The organism is Colwellia sp. MB02u-10 (genome assembly GCF_014077185.1).
Lineage (GTDB): Bacteria > Pseudomonadota > Gammaproteobacteria > Enterobacterales > Alteromonadaceae > Cognaticolwellia.
In genome coordinates, this window is record NZ_JACGVK010000073.1 from 21,991 (window position 1) to 41,868 (window position 19,878).

At 37.4% G+C, this 19,878-nt stretch carries 17 protein-coding genes; 10 read left to right on the plus strand and 7 right to left on the minus strand.

Features of this window, described 5'->3' with window-relative positions; all coding sequences use genetic code 11:
* Window positions 1-94: 94 nt before the first annotated feature.
* On the minus strand, window positions 95-2,989 hold the full coding sequence (locus tag H4J59_RS02335) for a TonB-dependent receptor domain-containing protein (protein ID WP_182236484.1): 2,895 nt from the start codon (window positions 2,987-2,989) through the stop codon (window positions 95-97).
* A gap of 401 nt (window positions 2,990-3,390) precedes the next feature.
* Between H4J59_RS02335 and H4J59_RS02340 the strand changes: the two genes are divergently transcribed.
* The 7 genes from H4J59_RS02340 to H4J59_RS02370 all read left to right on the plus strand — a co-directional run bounded on the left by H4J59_RS02340 (window position 3,391) and on the right by H4J59_RS02370 (window position 10,981).
* Window positions 3,391-4,473: a kelch repeat-containing protein gene (locus H4J59_RS02340; protein ID WP_259369358.1), complete on the plus strand. Its 1,083-nt coding sequence runs from the start codon at window positions 3,391-3,393 to the stop codon at window positions 4,471-4,473.
* A gap of 117 nt (window positions 4,474-4,590) precedes the next feature.
* On the plus strand, window positions 4,591-6,300 hold the full coding sequence (locus H4J59_RS02345) for a proline--tRNA ligase (RefSeq protein ID WP_182236486.1): 1,710 nt from the start codon (window positions 4,591-4,593) through the stop codon (window positions 6,298-6,300).
* A gap of 647 nt (window positions 6,301-6,947) precedes the next feature.
* A complete protein-coding gene (locus H4J59_RS02350; protein WP_182236487.1) occupies window positions 6,948-8,174 on the plus strand; it encodes a pyridoxal phosphate-dependent aminotransferase in 1,227 nt (408 codons plus the stop codon).
* Between the two features lie 9 nt (window positions 8,175-8,183).
* The gene (gene yfbR, locus H4J59_RS02355) at window positions 8,184-8,789 is read left to right on the plus strand and encodes a 5'-deoxynucleotidase (RefSeq protein ID WP_182236489.1); all 606 of its coding nucleotides are present in this window, start codon (window positions 8,184-8,186) and stop codon (window positions 8,787-8,789) included.
* A gap of 87 nt (window positions 8,790-8,876) precedes the next feature.
* Complete coding sequence (locus H4J59_RS02360; RefSeq protein ID WP_220469699.1) at window positions 8,877-9,485, plus strand: paraquat-inducible protein A; 609 nt, start codon at window positions 8,877-8,879, stop codon at window positions 9,483-9,485.
* A gap of 69 nt (window positions 9,486-9,554) precedes the next feature.
* The gene (locus H4J59_RS02365) at window positions 9,555-9,788 is read left to right on the plus strand and encodes a DUF2789 domain-containing protein (protein ID WP_182236490.1); all 234 of its coding nucleotides are present in this window, start codon (window positions 9,555-9,557) and stop codon (window positions 9,786-9,788) included.
* Window positions 9,789-10,267: 479 nt separating this feature from the next.
* Window positions 10,268-10,981 carry an ABC transporter substrate-binding protein gene (locus H4J59_RS02370; RefSeq protein WP_182236491.1) on the plus strand — a complete coding sequence of 238 codons (714 nt, stop codon included), beginning with the start codon at window positions 10,268-10,270 and terminating at the stop codon, window positions 10,979-10,981.
* Window positions 10,982-11,158: 177 nt separating this feature from the next.
* Here H4J59_RS02370 and H4J59_RS02375 read toward each other — a convergent pair whose 3' ends face one another.
* From H4J59_RS02375 to H4J59_RS02395, 5 genes are all read right to left on the minus strand, one after another.
* Window positions 11,159-12,049 (minus strand): cation diffusion facilitator family transporter, encoded by an 891-nt coding sequence (locus tag H4J59_RS02375; protein ID WP_182236492.1) that lies wholly within the window; start codon window positions 12,047-12,049, stop codon window positions 11,159-11,161.
* Window positions 12,050-12,210: 161 nt separating this feature from the next.
* Complete coding sequence (locus tag H4J59_RS02380) at window positions 12,211-13,515, minus strand: inosine/guanosine kinase (RefSeq protein ID WP_182236493.1); 1,305 nt, start codon at window positions 13,513-13,515, stop codon at window positions 12,211-12,213.
* Between the two features lie 211 nt (window positions 13,516-13,726).
* Window positions 13,727-13,903 carry a DUF3545 family protein gene (locus H4J59_RS02385; RefSeq protein WP_182236494.1) on the minus strand — a complete coding sequence of 59 codons (177 nt, stop codon included), beginning with the start codon at window positions 13,901-13,903 and terminating at the stop codon, window positions 13,727-13,729.
* An 817-nt stretch (window positions 13,904-14,720) separates the two neighbouring features.
* Window positions 14,721-15,218 carry an EF-hand domain-containing protein gene (locus tag H4J59_RS02390; RefSeq protein WP_182236495.1) on the minus strand — a complete coding sequence of 166 codons (498 nt, stop codon included), beginning with the start codon at window positions 15,216-15,218 and terminating at the stop codon, window positions 14,721-14,723.
* Between the two features lie 477 nt (window positions 15,219-15,695).
* Window positions 15,696-16,577, minus strand: a complete 882-nt coding sequence (locus H4J59_RS02395) for a LysR substrate-binding domain-containing protein (RefSeq protein WP_182236496.1) — start codon at window positions 16,575-16,577, stop codon at window positions 15,696-15,698.
* Between the two features lie 142 nt (window positions 16,578-16,719).
* On the opposite strand from H4J59_RS02395, the gene H4J59_RS02400 reads away from it, so the two are divergent.
* A complete protein-coding gene (locus H4J59_RS02400; protein ID WP_182236497.1) occupies window positions 16,720-17,055 on the plus strand; it encodes a hypothetical protein in 336 nt (111 codons plus the stop codon).
* Between the two features lie 823 nt (window positions 17,056-17,878).
* Here the strand turns inward: H4J59_RS02400 and H4J59_RS02405 are convergent.
* Window positions 17,879-18,202 (minus strand): ribonuclease E inhibitor RraB, encoded by a 324-nt coding sequence (locus tag H4J59_RS02405; protein WP_182198131.1) that lies wholly within the window; start codon window positions 18,200-18,202, stop codon window positions 17,879-17,881.
* Between the two features lie 345 nt (window positions 18,203-18,547).
* Between H4J59_RS02405 and H4J59_RS02410 the strand changes: the two genes are divergently transcribed.
* Both H4J59_RS02410 and H4J59_RS02415 read left to right on the plus strand, forming a co-directional pair.
* Window positions 18,548-19,156 (plus strand): hypothetical protein, encoded by a 609-nt coding sequence (locus H4J59_RS02410; RefSeq protein ID WP_182236498.1) that lies wholly within the window; start codon window positions 18,548-18,550, stop codon window positions 19,154-19,156.
* 30 nt (window positions 19,157-19,186) lie between these two features.
* A partial coding sequence (locus H4J59_RS02415; protein ID WP_182236500.1) for an IS256 family transposase occupies window positions 19,187-19,878 on the plus strand: 692 nt, incomplete at its 3' end.

Below are 19,878 nucleotides of genomic sequence, written 5' to 3' on the forward strand. Positions count from 1 at the left end.
AGCCTAAATTAAATTACTCAAAAAAAAAGCAATAATACCTAAGTATTATTGCTTTTATAATAAATTGGCTATGTGCCAATTTATTAGTCAGTTATTAGAATCTTACGTTAACACCGGCAAATGCTCTACGACCAACTAAGTCATAAATAGCGTTTGCTGTATAACCTGGCGCTAATTTGTCTGTTAGATTTCGAATACCGGCACTTACTGATACGTTATTATTTACTAAGTAATTAAATGATACGTCATGTGTCGTTATAGAACCAATATACGCAGGAGATGTGTCTTCTGCTGTGTCGCCAGTAGGCGAAATATCTAACGTAAAACTACGCTCGATAAAACGAGTTGACCAGCTTACCACTAAATCATCAATTTCATAATCTAAACCAAAGCGCAGTTGAAGTCCTGGATCACCTACTTCACCATCTTCAACATTTATTTCGTCTGGACGGTCTTGAAATTCAAATTGTTCCAACTCTAGTAACTTACTCACCATTAGGTTAGTTTTTAACTCACCAGGAAGCTCAAAAGCACTTAGGTCTGTGGTATATCTAAACACAGCTTCAACACCTTTAGTGTTTAACGCTGCAGCATTTAAATAACCAGAACGGACAAGTTCAATGTCATTTGTAGTTGGGTTACGATCGATTTGACTACAAAAACCTGCGTCAGGGCCACCCGTTGCATCTACACAGTTATCAGCAACATTTTGTGCTGCAACGAATGTAATGGCGTCAGTGATTTCAATATCATAATAATCAACTGTAACAGAGAAGTCCTCAACAAACGAAGGAGTCCAAACAAAACCAACAGTCATAGACTCTGAGTCTTCCGATTGTAAATCCGAATTACCACCTGAAAGTAGATCTACCGATACATTATCGTTTGCTTGAAAATCAGCAGGAACACCCAAAGCAGCACAGTTTCCTGCGCGATCTGGATCATCTGAAATATTATCAGCATCACATGGATCGCTTACGCGTGCAAAGCCAGGAGAAACTGGATCAAATGCTTCAGCAATATTTGGAGCACGTACCGCTTCACCAATTGTACCGCGAATACGTAAATCTTCGAATGGTGCATACATTAAACCAACTTTCCATGCTTCTGCTTTACCAGCATGAGAATAGTCAGCGGTACGAAACGCTGCATCTACAGTGAGTTCATGTGCGAATTTCATACCAGCAAGTAGAGGTAAACTTACTTCAACAAAAAATTCACTTACATCGTATTCACCGTATGAGTCTGGTGAAGCAGCACTCGTTAAAAAACCGCGCTGAGTGAATTCATCAGTAACTGACTCTGAAGATTCTTCTCGGTATTCAAAGCCCGCAGCAAAACCGATACCACCACCTTGTAATTCCATAAACTCTGCTGTATCAAACGAGATTGCACCACCAACAAATTCTTGCTTAATAGTATCCGATATCGTTACATCTGCAGATACATAGTCACGAGCTTCTTGTGAAGAACTTTGACCAAATGGATTGAATGCAACACAATTATTACCATTTACAGAGGCTGGATCTTCGTAATCATCACCTTGAGCACTAGCTACTTGGCTACGACATGCTGCTTGGCCAGTATCAGGATCAATGACTGAGTCAACAGCTGCAAAAAAGTTATCTGGTATTAAGTCATTGAGTGTTTTACGTTCGTTAGTTGTTTCACCGTTAACGTAATACAATTCCCAATCCATGGCAGTGTTACTAACTGAAAACTGCCCTTCAAAACCTGCAGTATATCTAAATAAATCACGACGGTTAGCTGCAGAGCGGTTACCAAGCTCATCGAAAAATTTAGCCATACTTACATCAGTTTGACCTGCACCTAATAATGTTTGACGTAAACCTGCATCTAAAAATGCATTTTCTTCTACATCAATATCAATGTCACCAAATAGAAATGAAGGTTGGAATTGCTGTACTACATCTGAACGAACGTATTTAAAATCACTGTTAAAAGAAATATTATCGGTAAGATCAAATCTTAATGTTGAACCTACGTTAATTTTTTTAACACCTGGTGAATAGTTTTCGTAATCTTCACCATTGAAACAGTACTGACAGCCGTCAGGAAAATTACCAAAAGCAAAACTGTTACTAAATTCACGATCAGTTTGAACTACAGGGGAACCTGCATTGTCAAAAACAAAACGTCCCGCAGCCCCCCCAAATGGGTTAATAACACCATTTGCATGGATCATTTCTGATGATACGTTACGCTTTCTCAATCGGTCAGGAATACCATCATCCTCCCCAGTGTCGTCTGGGTTTGCTACTGTACCCCAACCTTCAAATTGGCGAATATCTGCAGACATCACCTCACCAACACGCTGAATACCAGTAAAGAATGTTAAGTTGCCTTTACCATCGGCAAAGTCTGTACCCGCTAAAATGTTAAAGGTGTGATTTCTGTCATTCACACCTTCAGTAGATTTTGTTCCGGTTAAGTTTGCCGAAAAACCCTCAAAATCTTTTTTCAATATAACGTTAATTACACCCGAAACAGCATCTGAACCATAGATAGCAGAAGCACCACCCGTGATAATTTCAACTCGTTGAATAAGCGCAGCAGGAATTGTTGATAAATCAACCGTTGATTCTCCAGGAGTACCAGCTACATGGCGTTTACCATCGATTAAAACTAATGTTCTAGCTGAACCCAAACGACGTAAATCTGCAGAGCTTGTTCCTGCAGCGTCATTACTATTATTGTTACCAATTAAGGTATCTGTTGAGCCAATAGCCGGTAATTCACTTAAAATACTACCTAAATCTGGTGAACCAAACTTAGCGATATCTTTAGCGTCAAGTACGATAATTGGCGTTGGTTGGGAAAGCTCTGAACGAGCAATACGTGAACCTGTAACCGCAATACGCTCTACTTCACTGACTGCTTGCTCTTCAAAAGCTACAGCAGGCATGGTAATTATGCTACCAAAAATAGCTAGTGAAATAGCTTTTTTTATTTTTGTAAATTCTCTCATTGTTCTCTCTCTGGTTTAAAAAGCTAACCTTCAAATTTATTAGTGTGTTTAAATGAAGGACTAAAAAATATTAATATAAATCAGCATGAAACTGATGATTTATATTAAAGTTGCTAGAGATAATAGCATCAGAATTAACACTTTTAAAACCTTTAATTACAACTTATTCACATAAAAATTACAAATGATAATCTCACCTACTTACAACAAACTGATAATGGTACTCTAAGTCACATTTGATAAAGTAATATCAATTAATTAGTTACCCCGCACAAAGAAATAAAACGGCTAAGTAATTGTAAAATATTTAAATTTTTGATGTGGCAAGAAGTATTACTGCTCATTATATTCCATGGTAAGATTACTGATTAAATCGCTTAAATTAATTCCATGAGTCACCCATGCCAAAAGTACGACCTTTTACCTTGTTAGCCTTGTGTTTTGCCCTGCCTACTGTGATTTTTCAAGGAATAGCCAAAGCCAATGAACATAGCCAACTGCCGCAAGCCGTTAGTAATAATGCCGTTGCGCAAGTAAAAATTAATAATAAAGACTACATTATTTCGTTTTCCGGGTTAGCAAACGGCAAAGGCTACCAAGATATTCATAATCGCAGCTTTGTTTATAATGTGACTAAAAATCAATGGCGTGAGAAATCTGCTGTTCCAATACAAGAAACAGTCAATGGCTTGATTGGTCGCTTAGCAAGTGTTGCTACTGCCATTAATGAGGTCGCCTATGTTTTTGGTGGTTATACCGTTGCTAAAGATCATAGTGAAGTGTCGGTGCCTGACGTTTATGCTTATCATGTTTTAGAAGATCACTATCAAGCATTAACCCCTATGCCCGTGCCAGTTGATGACAGTATTGCGCTGCCTTATCAAAGCCGTTATATCTACTTAATCAGTGGTTGGCATAATGACGGTAACGTTAATTTAGTGCAATTGTATGATACAAAAACCAACCAATGGCAGCAGGCATCACCCTTTCCAGGTAAAGCGGTATTTGGCCAAGCCGGTGGTATTATTGATAATAAAATACTGGTTTGCGATGGTGTTGGCATTGATGTTCACTTTAATAAACGTCGAAGCTATGCGGCACAAAGTGCCTGCTATCGCGGGGAAATAAACCCGCAAAGTCCAAGTAAAATTTCGTGGTTTAAAGTCAAGCACCCAACGGGGCAGTCACGATACCGTATGGCGGCAAAAGGCACGATAAATACCACATTGAACACAAAAGAAATTGTTTTTATTGGTGGGAGTAATAATCCTTATAATTACAACGGCATAGGTTATAACGGCGAACCATCAAAGCCAAGCAATGAAGTCTGGCGCTATAATCTCGACACAGATAAATGGCAAGTTACCTATAGCAAAACCGCCACTATGGACCATCGTGGCCTATTAGAACTCAATGGAAAATTACTGACCATTGGCGGTATGGGCGAAAACCAACAAGTACTTAAGAGTATTAACTACTATTAATCTTCATTTATAGGCAAATTTTATCTATTGGCGCGATTTAAACCTTTTGTGGCTGAAACTGCCCTGCTAGAATAAGCATCATATTTTATACTTGTTTATTAATGGAATTTTTTCTCAATGCGTACAAGCCAATATTTACTTTCAACTTTGAAAGAAACCCCTGCTAGTGCTGAAGTTATCAGTCATCAATTAATGTTACGTGCTGGTTTAGTGCGTAATGTCGCATCAGGTTTATATACTTGGTTGCCGACAGGCTTAAAGGTACTTCGTAAAGTTGAAAACATTGTGCGTGAAGAAATGGAACGAGCAGGCGCATTAGAAGTACTCATGCCTATGGTTCAGCCGGCTGATTTATGGGAAGAGTCGGGCCGCTGGGAAGATTACGGCCCGGAGTTATTACGTTTAAATGACCGCCATAATCGTGCTTTTGTTTTAGGCCCAACGCATGAAGAAGTGATCACTAAGCTGGTTAGTAACGAAATTAGTAGTTATAAACAACTGCCATTAAACTTGTTTCAAATTCAAACAAAATTCCGTGATGAAATTCGTCCTCGTTTTGGCGTAATGCGTGGGCGTGAATTTTTAATGAAAGATGCTTACTCTTTTCATTTAGGCGAAGAGTGTTTAAAGAAAACATATCAGGCAATGTTCGATGCCTATTGTCGTATTTTCGACCGTTTAGGCCTAGATTACCGCCCAGTTATTGCTGATACCGGCTCTATTGGTGGTGAAGCGTCGCATGAATTTCACGTTTTAGCCGACTCAGGCGAAGATGACATCGCCTTTAGTGATGTTAGCGATTTCGCTGCTAATGTTGAAAAAGCAGAAGCGCTAGCGCCAACGGGTGAACGACCTGCAGCAACACAAAGTTTAGCAAAGGTTTCAACCCCTAACGTGCGTACAATAGAAGATCTTGCCAAGTGCTTATCTGTTGATGCCAGCCATACTGTTAAAACATTATTGATTGCTGGCGTAGCGACAAAAGAAAATAAAGCCCCTATTGTTGCTTTAGTCTTGCGCGGCGATCATCAGTTAAATGAAGTTAAAGCTGAAAATTTAGCACAAATTGCCTCACCATTAACTTTTGCTACTGACGAACAAATTTTAGCCACCGCTGGTTGTAATGCAGGCTCAATTGGTCCGGTTGGTTTAAGTATTGAGGTTATTATTGACCGAAGTGCGGCGCATTTAGCTGACTTTGTTTGTGGCGCAAATACAAATGATATGCACTTAACCGGCGTAAACTGGGATCGTGACGCACAAAACTATAGCGTTGCCGACTTACGTAATGTAGTAGCGGGTGACCCTAGCCCTTGTGGTCAAGGTAGCATTGTTATTAAACGTGGTATTGAAGTAGGTCATATTTTCCAACTGGGTGACAAGTATGCACAAACAATGAACTGTGGCGTGTTAACGGAAAATGGTAAAAATCAAATTTTGACTATGGGTTGTTACGGTATTGGTGTTTCACGCATTGTTGCCGCTGCCATTGAACAAAACCACGATAAATATGGTATTAAATGGCCGGCAGCGATTGCACCTTATCAAGTTGCCATTGTACCCATGAACATGGCAAAGTCAGCTCGTGTTAAAGAAACTGCCGAGGCCTTATACCAACAATTACAAACCGCGGGAATAGAAGTTATTTTTGATGATCGCAAAGAGCGCCCTGGGGTTATGTTTGCCGATCATGAATTAATTGGCACACCATTATTACTTATTATTGGTGAACGTAATCTCGACAACCAAGAAATTGAAGTAAAAAATCGTATTTCTGGTGAAAAGTCTCTGTTGGCAATAAGCGATGTTATGTCTTTGTTTGCCTAATCACGGCTCTTTGCAAGTTTGGTCCTAAAGGTCAAACGAAGCTAAATATAATAACGGCTTTGCAGTTTATGCACAGCCGTTTTTTTATCTCATTTTTTATCTCATTATGTTACTTACTATGCCACAAACAATGGTAATTATCCCATCCCAATAAAGCACTCGGTCAACCTATTGGCTAATTCTTCTGAGCAAAACTTATTATACTAAGTTGATTAAATTGTTGAGCAATCAATCATAATAACAAGATGATATAGTTATTAGCGATTTATTATAAAAAAGTTGCAAGTAACTGTTTCAAAGTTAAGCAATATTAGCAACAATGGACGCAAGCAAATTAATGTAATACCACTGCCATTAAGTTTGTGAACTTGTTGTGTGCAGAAAAATAAATTAAGGTACGGCGCTCGATTGATCCATCACGAGCTATTGGGGTTAGGACACAGGTTTTTAGTGCAAGACAACACCTAACCACTCACATTCATGTGAGCAGTACCTTAAGCTATTTTAACTAGCGAAAGTGGGCAATAACTGAATAAAATTATTATGAAATACGCTCACACAATGACTATAGCTTTATGCTTAGCTTAATTTTCTTTTAACGATGACGATAACGTTAATTCACTTTTATCATTTATAAGACTGCCATTATGAAAACTATCACCAAATCTTCAAAATTAAAAAATGTCTACTACGAAATTCGTGGACAAGTTGCCGCAGAAGCCAAACGTTTAGAAGATGAAGGCTATAAAATTTTAAAACTTAATATTGGCAACCCGGCTCCCTTTGGCTTTGAAGCGCCTGATGATATTTTAAAAGATGTTATTCGTAACCTACCAACAGCTCAGGGTTACTGTGAGTCAAAAGGGATCTACCCTGCACGCGTAGCCGTAATGCAGTATTTTCAACAACAAGGCATTTTAGATGTCAGTGTTGACGATATTTATATCGGTAACGGTGTTAGCGAACTTATTGTTATGGCGATGCAAGGCTTGTTAGATAATGGCGATGAAGTGCTCATTCCAGCACCTGATTACCCATTATGGACTGCAGCTGTTGCTCTGTCTGGCGGCAAGCCTGTGCATTATCGTTGTGATGAAGAAAACCAGTGGTTTCCAGATCTGGAGGATATTGCCAGCAAAATATCGTCAAAAACCAAAGCTCTTGTTTTGATCAACCCTAATAATCCTACGGGTGCCGTTTATAGCGAAGAAGTGCTTCAGGGTATTATCACACTTGCCCGTGAACATAACTTGATCATATTCAGTGATGAAATATACGATAAAATTCTTTATGACCAAGCACAACATATTCCAACAGCGAGATTAGCAAACGATGTTTTAATCATTACTATGGGTGGTTTGTCTAAAAACTATCGTATCGCCGGCTTTCGTGCTGGTTGGATGGTGATTACTGGCCCTAAAATACATGCCGAAGATTATTTAAAAGGCTTAGATATTCTCTCTTCAATGCGCTTGTGTGCCAATGTGCCTGCCCAACATGCTATTCAAACCGCACTCGGTGGTTATCAAAGTATTAATGAATTAATTAAAAATGATGGCCGTTTATTAAAGCAGCGTAATCTTGCGCATAAAATGATCAACAATATTGATGGTTTGTCATGCAACCCCGCTATGGGCGCTTTATATTTGTTTGTTAAAGTAGACCAAGAAAAATTTAACATCCATGATGATGAAAAAATGGTTTTAGACTTACTCAAGCAAGAGAAAATACTCTTGGTGCACGGTCGCGCCTTTAATATTAAGCAAGACAATTACTTTCGCTTAGTGTTTCTTCCGCATGTCGACGAATTAAAACCTGCATTGGAAAAACTAGGCAAATTTTTCCGTACTTACCGTCAGTCAACAAGTGAATAAGGTTATATAATGCAAAGTACTTTTCTCGCCTGGATGTTCAGAATGCCACTGATTAAACGTTGGTCGTTGATGTTTTGTGTTAAACCAGAAAATGTTGCTGAGCATTCTCACCAAGTGGCTATTGTCGCTCACTTGCTAGCGGTGATTAGAAATCAAAAATTTGCGGGCAACATTAATGCGGATAAAGTAGCTACTGTTGCACTTTATCATGAAGCCAGTGAAACCCGTTTTGGTGATATTGTTAGCCCAACAAAATATGCGAATCCTGAAATTGCTCGAGAGTTTAAAAAAATTGAATATATAGCTGAAAAGCAATGTCTTCAGTCTTTACCTGAAGAGTTTCAAGCCATGTTTTCTGATATTATTGTGCAAGATAACGTGGATGAACAATATAAAAAAATTGTCAAAGCGGCTGATATTTTAGTAGCTTATATTAAAGCGCTTGATGAATTAAATCATCAAAACCATGAGTTTGACCATGTCAAAGAACGCTTAGAATTGAAGCTAGACACCATTAAACAGCAAATGCCTGAAGTTGGCTATTTTATGGATGTTTTTCTGCAATCATGCTCAGCAACTGTTGATAAACTGACCGAAGTTCAAGTTAAAAAATAGTGGTAGATCACCAGCGATGCTTGCGAGAAATATCGCTAACAAAATTATATACCTGCTCGACTTCATTTTGGAAAATTTTATAACATGATGATTAAAAAACATTTAGGTTTTTTCTTTAACCTTATTGCCATCGCATTATTTATTCCGGGTATATTATTGCCAATGTTTTCTCTCAATATGGCCATGACAGCTAATGTGAGTGGTGCAAAAATCACTAATACAATCATTGATAAAAACTTGTCATTATTGCAAACCATACAAGAGCTTTGGCAAGATGATCGCCTGTTAGTGGCGTTATTAATTTTTGCTTTTTCTATTTCAATACCGGTATTGAAATTTATTTTACTCAGTATTGCTTATGCAAATAAAAACTCTAGATTAGAGATTACCGTTTATAAATTTATTAGCCAAATTGGCAAATGGTCAATGGCTGACGTTTTTGTTGTCGCCATTTTTCTTGCGGTACTATCAACCAATCACGCTGAAACCGCAGCACAACAACAATTAGTGTTATTTGGTTTTAAGTTAGATTTTATTGTCAGCAGTGAAACATTGTCCGCATTAGGACCAGGCTTTTATTTCTTTACTGGCTATTGCCTATTATCTTTATTAGGGTCAAGTATTAGTAACAGTAGTATTAACACCAAGACCAAAAAGCTATCACCACCAACATCCGCTAACACTATGATAGATTAAAACTATTGATAATATAGAGTAAGTTCTTCTATAGTTACTATACTTAAGCACTTAATAAGGGAGTATTTTATGGATCTTTCAAAACACAATATGACAAGTTTGTTCGCTCAATTGGGTCTTAAGAATAGTGATGAGGAAATAGAACGTTTTATTGCGTCTAACCGTGGTATCCCAGTAAATCAGGCACTTGCTGATGCTGATTTTTGGAGCAATGGCCAAGCGCAATTTTTACAAGAAGCTATTGTACTTGATTCTGATTGGAGTGAAGTGGTTGATAGCTTAGACGCCTTATTAAGAGACTAAACAATTAAAAAAGGCTTAGGTTCTTCTAAGCCGATACGTTAAAAAAATGCCTGTTATAATTCTTCGACAGTCTCTTATAATACATGAATAATTTATGAATAATTTATTAACAATTTGTTAATAAATTATTTGTTATAGCACTTGCATTTATCTTACTGGACCTTAGCTCTCTATTTATTAAGCTTAACTAACAATGACTTATATAAGTTATCTAGGTTATATCCATTAACTGAATCTGATATTGTCCTATACTTTTTATTTTAAAATATATAACATCAGTTAGTTTATTTAATAGTTATTTGAACTAAGTACGTGATTGAACTAAGTACCTGATTAAATTATGTCATATAAAAATTGATCATGTCATAAAGAGCATTATGATATCCTAGTGGTCAACTAGTTAATTGGGTAACTTAGTCATGATGAAAAAACTTCTTGTAAGCAATCACATGTTAAGTCTGATTTTTTTAGTGCTAACAATGACAAATAATTTGTCTTACGCTAACGATAAAACCCTGAGCATTAGCCTACCACCTTTTCCACCATTTGACAGTTTTTCTCCGGATACAACATGCACAGGCGTAGGGGTTATTGCAATACAAGAGGTAACCAAAAATCTCAAGGTAAAACTGGCATTAGCCTCTTACCCATACGCTAGAATTATGCACTCTTTGAAAACGGGCGAACTCGATTTAGCCCTTATTTTCAAAAACAATATTATTGCCAATGATGTTGAATATATTGGTCCTCTCTCGCTATCGAAAGTGCTTGTACTCACTAAAAATAATATTACCATCAAACATTACAATGAGTTATATAAACTTAACAGTATTGGCGTGATCAGGAGTGCACATTTTAATGAAAAGTTTGACCAAGATAATTTATTAAATAAAGTAAGCGTTAACAGTTATAGCCAAGCTATTCGTTTACTCAAACTTGATCGTATTAGTAGTGTTGTTGGCTCAAGAATAGGTCTTGAATACGCCTTACGTCAGCAAAACATGGATGAAGCGCTAATAACTAACGCTTTTAAACTTGGCTATAAAGAATGGGGCTTACACCTGTCAAAAAAATCTCCTTTCATGGCTGAGCTAGCTTTATTAAGAACTGCGGTTAAAAGTAGCTATAAAAAAGATCTTATTTATCGTCTCTATCAACGCCAGATCAGCCATTGTTCACTCGCTAAAAGTTAACCATGTTTTTTCAAACATTGATTTACTTTGGCATGTATTACACCATAAATATTATTTCAAAGAGAACACGCGGTTATGACAAGCGATTATCAAACCTAATAAGTAGATTTATATCGTAAGCTTTAAATCAATGTAAACTGTTATTAATAGCGTAATTAAAACAGAGTTAACAGCTGATTAACTGTGCTTACAACCACTGGCTTCAATTTGCAGTACGCTGGTATTAACATCGAATTGTTCTTTTAGCACACGCTCGACTTGAAAGCGGCATACTTCATCGTGCTTTTCTAAAGTACATTGGTATTTTAGCACGATATGAGCACCCACCACTACTTGGCCGTTGTCACTTTTAACAATTAAATTGTGCACATTGTCTATGTGCTCTAAACCTTGCAGGGCATTTTCAATTTTCTTCAATGCCGGTAAGCGAACGCCATTAAAAAATAAACCTTTAATACATTTATAAAGTAGTTTAGAGCCCGTATAAAGTACAAATACAGAAATAAGTATGCTCGACAACGAATCGACAATTGTCGAGCCCGTAACATGGATGACAATGCTTGTAACGAATGTGACTATGGTAGATAGCAGATCAAAAAAAGTATGTAAAAATACCGCATAAACGTTAACACTATCTTTACGGCCTTTATATAAAACATAAGCTGACGCGCCGTGAAATAGAAAACCTAACGAGGCAACTGCCGACATAACAAAGGTGTTTATTTCATGTTCATCATGATGCTCGTGGCCAAATAATCGCTCGGCTCCTTGCAGTAAAATCCAACAACTGATCAGTAAATATAAGGTACCGTTGATCAAACCACCTGAAAGCTCTAAACGACGATAACCATCACTAAACGTTCGACCAAATTTTATCGCTAAGGTCGACGCTATTAAGGCAATAAATAGTGAACTGTTATGCACAAACAAGTGCCCTGCATCTGCATATACCGCCAAAGAATTTGCATAGGTGGCGCCAATAAGCTGCAGCAACATAAATACACTGGTAATAGCCAGTGCAATCAGTAAACGACGTTGTGAAGATTTATGTGTAGTTAGAGTAGTCATGCAAAAAAGTAATGTCTCATTAAAGTAATTAAGTAGTATGTACCATGTGCTTTCATCAGTTAGAAAAGCGTCGTTATTGTAGTTTTGATTTAGCTAATTAAATAGTTGCCACCATAACAATGGCAAACGCTACTGGATTTTATCCGCAGGTTTACAGTTAACTACTGCGACCAATAGGCTTGGTCTAAACTGTCTTCTCGCTCAGGTAAACCACGCGACAAACGCGGAGAGTGTTGTACTAACACCTCATAACTGACTCTGTTGGCATACTTACTCATTTGCGATAACGACGAGTAAGTTAAGGCTAATTGCTCATGCTTACTTGAGTTTGCCACAGTATTTTTATGATAAACATTGGCACTTAAGTCATGTAATATAGCGGCAAGCGCCGCGTCTCCAGCGCCATTGGTATTTTTTATACTTTCGGGCCCTCCCATATAAGGTGCCGAATGGGTATATATTCGCATCGGTTGATGGCAATCTTTCAATAACATGGGACGAGAATATTCATAACGATTAAACTCATCTATCTCACCCGATAATAATGGGTATTCACTTTCTCGTTTAAAGGTTTCATCAACATAGCCCGCCATATATAAACCGTGTTTACCGGCGGTGCAAATAACCATATCAACCCAATCCAAGCATTTATTCGCCGCGAGTAGTGGTGCTTCAATACCCGTTATAGCTAATGCTTCTTCTTCGTTCATGGTCAATATGTTGACATGCTTTTGGACAAAATCACGCCAAAATTCAGGCTCTTCTTCAATTAAAAACTTAGTGCCTAAGGTCAGTACCACAGGTACGCCAGCAGCATTTGCACATTTTACCGCTTTAATTGCTGCTTCGGTCATGGTGTCGCCAGCTTGTGTGCGCATCAAATAAGAGCTAATAACCAGTGCTGAAGCCCCTGTAATTAATGACTCGTCAATAGAGTCAGGATGTAGACGATTAATTAAGCCGGCATTAATACCAAAAGTGCGCTCACCGTGATCATCAATTAAGGTAAAGCAACGACCAATAGGGCCGTCGACAGGCTGAAGATAGTTAAGATCAACACGTGAAGAGGTGTTACTTATAAACCGGTAAGCATAGTCACCAACATGTATGTTTTTGGACATTACACCCAGTAAAACTGAACGGTCATCCGCTAGTACAGAGTAATTATGCATGGTATTACCAATAGTGCCGCCGGCAAATTCGTAATTGATTAGCGATTCATCTTTCAAACGCTGATAAAGGCGCTGAGTAACTTCGTCTGAGATAACCTGTGACATACCAAGTTTTAAATCAAATTCATTCAAAAATGCTTGATCAACTTTAGCTTCAATATCCACTAAAACCTGATCTATACCAACAATATAGTTTTGAGCCGCTTGAGCGCTAGGACTTACTTGGTTTGTTAATGGGTTTTTATGGTCGACAGGAAAATAATGTCGATGTTGACGGCGTCCGGGAAACTTCATGAAGTAATACACGGTTAATGACAAAAAACGGATTATAGCGCAATGCCCTTTGGTTTGACCAGAACCATCACCTAAATTGTGGAGAAATGTCTATAATCGCTGGTTTGAATATCATGACCAGTACAAATGAAATTAAAGAGCGCAAACTACGACAACAAAATGTCAATCATTTACGCTCTAACATAATATGGCTGAGTATTCACATTCCATATTAATGTGTTACATAATCATCATAAGACGCCATTTCTCGCTGCATTCTTTTTTTTTCCTTAAAAGCCTCTATTTCTTGCCACTTACGCTTAGCCTGTTTACTATTTTTTTTCTTCTGATTATCGAAGTAAGCATCGATATCATTAAGGTTTTCTTCTTGCCATTCTTTAGATTGCATCACAAATACTCCTATTAATAGTTTCCTCTAAATTAATCAATTTATATGACAGTTAGTTGAATGAAATATGACAGTTTGGTTAACTCTATAGTTTAACTGGTTCGTATTATTTGATAGCAACAAAAGCTTAGCAGCTTGCACTTAAGTATGGCCCAGTGCTGCTAGTCATTTTATTGTCTACTTAGGTGTAAAGCTTTAAAACAACTTTTAATCAAGACAGTTATGACATTACTAATACTTGTCACCTGTTCATCACAAAAATTTTGCTAAATGACCATCATGTTGTTCTAGCATCATATTTATCTGAACTATTTTGTCAGATAAATTAGCTAGTTTTACACAGACTAATACAGGGAAGAAACATGAAAACTTACCGCTGGAAACATCTTGGGTTCAATCGTTTTAACCGTTTCAGTTCTTCAAGTAGGTTGTAACAATAATGACGTTAGCGCTGTTGAAGCCCCAGAATCAAGTGTAATAATTGAGACTAGCGCAGTAGCTAAAGTAGGAGTAAAACTGTTATTTTTAATTAATAAAATACAAATTAATAATGAAGCCTTCTTTGAGTTGAATACCTATTAAATTATACTGAAAAAAGAAATAAATCCCACCCCCCCAAGGTAGTGGCTTTTAGAAGCGCTTATCAGCAACAACATAAAAATAACCAGCCGTTACTTATTGTGTTATTTACACTAGTGAAGTGCATTAGTGAAGTGTAATAAAATTTATTTTTATTACACTGTTAACTTAGCTAAATTATTTAGCCCATGTCATTAAAAATTCAACTAGGGTATATACCCCACCCTAGTGTCAGTATTTACTTTTTCATCATTTTTTGTCGTTGATTAACATGATACTGAGCAAACTCTTCCGACAATATTTTTCCGTTACCATCGCTGTCAATATCTTCAAAGCTGGGGGCATTAGCGAGATTGCGCATAGGATAGCCTTGTTTGACACCTGCTTTTTTTCTTGCGGCTCTAGCATCAGAGAATTCCTGTTTTAAGATAACACCATCGCCATTTAAATCGAATTTGGTGAAGCTAGCCATCTTTCTGCCTTTACTCTTACCTTCTGCTTTTTTGCGCCCTGGTTCCATCCTATAACCTTGACCTTTGCCAGCTTTTTTCACTGCCATACGATCACTTCTAACTTGGTTAAACTCTTGCTCACTAATGAACCCGTCACCATTACTATCATAGATAGCAAAAGTAATAGGGCCGTGTACTGGTAAGTCAGCTGAGAGCGAAGATAGCGATATAACACTCAAAAAAGGGACTAAAATTAGGGGCATTACCTTGAATAGTTTTTTCATTATTATTTTCCTATAGATTGCCAATAAACTGATTAAAACTCTAATTTGTTAAAAGTATAATAGACCAATTACACAGGAAAAACTAATCTAAATTAAGCCTTATAGTACATTTAATATCCGTGTAAATAGCCTGGTTTTCGTAAGCAATATTAGTTTGAATTTAAATTTTTCATTGAGCTACTTCAACTCAATAAGTCTTAGAAAACTTAATTAACAGGCATTACAGATAATCATGAAAACAACAATATAGTACCTTGATTATGTCCTAACTTTGAGTATTTAACACTAAGCTACTTAGCAAACTTGATACTACTTTGTAAGCAGTTACTAACTACAGGTAAATTGCTTTTACTTTCAAAGCCGACAACAACCACACACTTTAGCCGGCTCTATTAAGACTATGAATAAAATGATGGTGATAAAGCGGCTAAATTATTGTCTCGTTGAAGATATACAAAGGTGTAAACTGGCTGTTTTTTATGAGACAAACAAGGCCTTAGCCCATTGTTCAAAACGTTGCACTTTTGGCCAGTTAAAATGGTGCTCAGGCGCAACTAAAAACAAAGCACGTGAGCTAGCATAAGCGTAATCAAAAACATTGACTAACTGACCCATTTTAATGTTGTGATTAACTAAAGCCCGACTAACAAACGCAATGCCCTGACCTGCTAGCACATTTTGAATAATAGGTAATGCATCTGTTGTTCGTATGCTGCTGCGCAATTCAGCTTTATTAATGTGAAATTGTTTACAGCAGTCATTAATCGCCTCTTGAATATCACTACTGGTATCTTCAAGTAAAGGTAGCGTAAAAATTTCAGTCGGATCTTGGCTATCCACTCCAACTAATAAAGGGCTAGCAACTAAGATAATTTCATCATCGGTGAGTTTACGACTGCCTAACCCCTGATATTCACCAAAACCACGACGGATCGCAACATCTACGCCATTTTGCATAAATGACTCTAGGTTATTATTTGGTGCAAATTGCACACATATTTCGCTATTTTCTTCCTGAAAAATATTAATGTTTGGTAACAACAATAGCGAGGTAACAGAATGTAACGCGCTAACTTTTAATTCATTAGCATTAGGCTCACCCTTAACCGCATTTACTCCCAGTTTTATCTGTTCAAAGGCATTTTCAATAAATGGGAATAATCGCAAACCTTGAGCATTGAGCTGTGTTTGCTTGTTCTCACGTATAAACAAAGGCGTGGCAAAATAGCTTTCTAAAATTCTAATTTGCTGGCTAATCGCCGCTTGAGTGACAAATAACTCTTCAGCAGCCGCCTTAAAGCTCTTGTGCCTAGCGGCAGATAAAAATACCTGTAATGATTTCAGTGGCGGCATACGCATAATATTTTTACCTGTTTATTTCGACCTAACACCAACAATGACATTAGAAAATCTTAAGTGTTGTTAAGTTTATATCGTTTGTAGCTTGCTAATACAAGGAGTAATTTTATTGCTATCACTCACTACCTACATTGAGAACGTTATGAATATATTTAACTCAAGATTAATAGTTATTGCATTAGTATCAATTATTTCAATTTCAGCCAATGCAGAAAAATCAAAAACTACAAGTTATGAAAAATTAACCTCTGCTATGGGATATCCATACAAGCTACTTATCAACCGCTCTGATTCAGTTAAGATTATCTACAGTGAAAGTAGCGATAACATTAACTGCAAAGTTGTCATTAACTGGAATGAACAAGAAGTGAAAACGGTGTCAAAACAAGTAACTAAAGAAAAGTTTAACGACAAACCATTAGCGAGTTGTTTAGCGCGAAAAGAAGCAAAAGTAATACTGGCACGCACTTTTGAGTAATAATTAACTTTAAAACAGCAATCAGAGAGCGGGTTGTTTCAACCTATCTTTGGCTACTGTCGGCACAGCGGCAATGTAGTATATTCAAAATTTAAAAGCTTTGAGTTTATATTTCAGCGTTGCAGTGGCGACAACACCAGAGAGGGTTGCACGCTGCTCATATTAAACTCGGCCTCTGGACTCCCTACTCCCGCTCCATGGCGCCCTACTCAGCAAACACTCCAACTGACTTTTCTTTAAACATAAGTGGCACGAAGTTTATCCCTGCCGAAAATAGTTTCTTCACACGGCAGTCTCCGCCATCCCTGGCTCTGATAAACATCGCACTTATCTAAATTAAGTTTCTGTTGCTGAGATGGGATCAGGAGTTTTTGAGTTCTATGGTGTGGTTATTTAGCAAACTTATTTATTGAAATATTAAAGAATAAACTCAAGAAAAGAACCAAACACCAAGTCTGCTTCATTAAACGCCGGAATGATGACTAATATTCACATATCACTGGCATGGATATCAGTGAAAGCGCGGTGCTATGGATGGCAAGAAACGCAGTGCCATCAGCGCTGGTGCCTCGAAGAATATTGGACATCATAGAGGAAACACGTTTAATTCAGCAGTGCCGAGGGAGTCCAGAGCCAAAGAAGTATGAACGGCGCTAGTCTCCCTAATCTTTTCTGGGTGTCGTCGGTACCCCCGACGCCAAACCAGTAAACACACTCCAAGCTATTAATTTAAAACCAAGAACCACCTAATCCCTAGTTTGCTAACCTAAATATGACAAAATTATTATGGGTGACTTGATAAGTTAGCTAAAACATGAGTAATTTAAGCTTCAATTCCCCAGCCATCCGTATAACCATTAAACTGAGTTACTATTTGTTCAAACTGAGCTTCTTGAGCAATAATTGCATCATAAAGAGGGATAACTTTTATTGCACAATCTAAATCCCATGCTTTTGGATCTTCATTAATGTGAACATCACAAATAATATCAGGTGCTATTTCAGCAAGATGAGCTGCCATAGCCTCTGCTTGTTCTTGTGTTTCAAATAAGTGAAAAAAAACAATAGTATGCATAACGGTTAAATCGATACCCGCTTTTTGCATTTCAAACAATACTTTACCGGTTTCATCTTTTGGGAAGTTCATATTACTCTTCAAAGCTATAAAATTAATGCGGCATTATAAACGGCAATGTTTTAAATAAATAGAATAGAAATAAACAAAAGTAAATGAAATCTATTTAATGGTTGTAACGAGACCAATATAAGCCTAATTGTAAACTCGACAGCATTTGTTGTTTATTTTAGATTGGTCCTTAACGGCTTGGCGCTCTGTTGTCTTCTTGGCGTCGCCGTGGCGACAACACCCAGAGGGGCGTTACACTCCAACTCAATTTAGGTGTGATGTTTATCCCAAAAATAAGTCTCAATAAAATTGAAAATTTAGGTAATCCACCATATGATAAACACTTATAAAAAATAAGGATATTTAATGACTAATACAATAGGTATTGGCTATATAAAATATAGTGGTAAAGGTGTAAACAAAGGAATAATGGATACAAAAAAACAAGCTATAGCTCTAATTGGAATAGACTTCGCTTTACGTTCATGCATTAATAAACAGTCTCCTGATTTACAAAAATTCGATTACGAAATTCCAATCAAAATCCAAGAAGGTTCTTGGGAAGCACTTATTCCTGACTCTACAGCACAATGGGTTCTTGCAACAGCTAGTGCACTTGGCTTTACATATGCAAAAAAAGCTATTGAAAAAATGGCAGAAAATGATTTTGGAGATATTGGATTTAAAGATGTTATAAAAAAATCTGTAGATGCAATAAAGTGGTTTGCGAAAATAGCTATTCACGTAGGCGATACAACAACAAAATTATTCCACAATGTAAAATTTTTGGATAATAATAGTAAAATTGGTATTAGAAATAATGCTAGTGAATACTTATATGTCCCAAAGTACATATTAGATATGTATGTTATGAGCAATCCTAATCTACTAGAAAAATTAGCGGAAAACATATCAAAAGATAAAGATCTCAAAATAGGACCCTGTAACAATATCTGTGTAACTGCCTATTATTAATACCCATGTAGGGTTAAGGATAGGCAGACTATGAATAAGAAAGAACTCGAAGCGTTCGGTAAGCAAGCGGCTAAATCAATTAAGACGGAAGCAGACTTAACTGACTTTCGTAGAATGTTAACCAAGATAACGGTTGAAGCAGCACTTAATGCTGAACTAGACGAACATCTTGGTTACGCTCGCCATGAACAATCCCAGCAAAATAACTACCGTAATGGTTATTCATCGAAGACCATCAGAACCGAAGATGGTCAAGTCGATTTAGATGCACCACGCGATAGAGATTCAAGCTTTGAACCTCAACTTGTGAAGAAAAACCAAACTCGTTTCACCTCGATGGACGACAAAATTTTATACCTGTATTCCAAGGGTATGACCACGCGTGATATCGTCGCTACCTTCAAAGAAATGTACGATGCTGATGTGTCACCCTCGCTTATTTCTCGCGTAACAAACGCCGTTATCGAGCAAGTGATTGAATGGCAAGCCAGGCCACTCGATGCAGTTTATCCCATTGTTTATTTAGACTGTTTGGTGGTTAAAATCAGGCAAGACAAACGCGTGATTAATAAAGCGGTTTATCTCGCCTTAGGCGTTAATATTGAAGGCCATAAAGAATTGCTCGGCATGTGGATATCCGAAAATGAAGGGGCTAAGTTCTGGCTCAACGTGTTAACTGAACTTCAAAACCGAGGGGTAAAAGATATTCTCATCGCCTGTGT

Coding starts and splice junctions, on each gene's coding strand:
- H4J59_RS02375 (WP_182236492.1), bottom strand. CDS start 12,049: ATGACTACTCTAACTACACATAAATCTTCACAACGTCGTTTACTGATT.
- H4J59_RS02345 (WP_182236486.1), top strand. CDS start 4,591: ATGCGTACAAGCCAATATTTACTTTCAACTTTGAAAGAAACCCCTGCT.
- H4J59_RS02395 (WP_182236496.1), bottom strand. CDS start 16,577: ATGCGTATGCCGCCACTGAAATCATTACAGGTATTTTTATCTGCCGCT.
- H4J59_RS02360 (WP_220469699.1), top strand. CDS start 8,877: ATGATTAAAAAACATTTAGGTTTTTTCTTTAACCTTATTGCCATCGCA.
- H4J59_RS02410 (WP_182236498.1), top strand. CDS start 18,548: ATGACTAATACAATAGGTATTGGCTATATAAAATATAGTGGTAAAGGT.
- H4J59_RS02350 (WP_182236487.1), top strand. CDS start 6,948: ATGAAAACTATCACCAAATCTTCAAAATTAAAAAATGTCTACTACGAA.
- H4J59_RS02370 (WP_182236491.1), top strand. CDS start 10,268: ATGACAAATAATTTGTCTTACGCTAACGATAAAACCCTGAGCATTAGC.
- H4J59_RS02335 (WP_182236484.1), bottom strand. CDS start 2,989: ATGAGAGAATTTACAAAAATAAAAAAAGCTATTTCACTAGCTATTTTT.
- H4J59_RS02380 (WP_182236493.1), bottom strand. CDS start 13,515: ATGAAGTTTCCCGGACGCCGTCAACATCGACATTATTTTCCTGTCGAC.
- H4J59_RS02405 (WP_182198131.1), bottom strand. CDS start 18,202: ATGAACTTCCCAAAAGATGAAACCGGTAAAGTATTGTTTGAAATGCAA.
- H4J59_RS02385 (WP_182236494.1), bottom strand. CDS start 13,903: ATGCAATCTAAAGAATGGCAAGAAGAAAACCTTAATGATATCGATGCT.
- yfbR (WP_182236489.1), top strand. CDS start 8,184: ATGCAAAGTACTTTTCTCGCCTGGATGTTCAGAATGCCACTGATTAAA.
- H4J59_RS02400 (WP_182236497.1), top strand. CDS start 16,720: ATGAATATATTTAACTCAAGATTAATAGTTATTGCATTAGTATCAATT.
- H4J59_RS02390 (WP_182236495.1), bottom strand. CDS start 15,218: ATGAAAAAACTATTCAAGGTAATGCCCCTAATTTTAGTCCCTTTTTTG.
- H4J59_RS02365 (WP_182236490.1), top strand. CDS start 9,555: ATGGATCTTTCAAAACACAATATGACAAGTTTGTTCGCTCAATTGGGT.
- H4J59_RS02340 (WP_259369358.1), top strand. CDS start 3,391: ATGCCAAAAGTACGACCTTTTACCTTGTTAGCCTTGTGTTTTGCCCTG.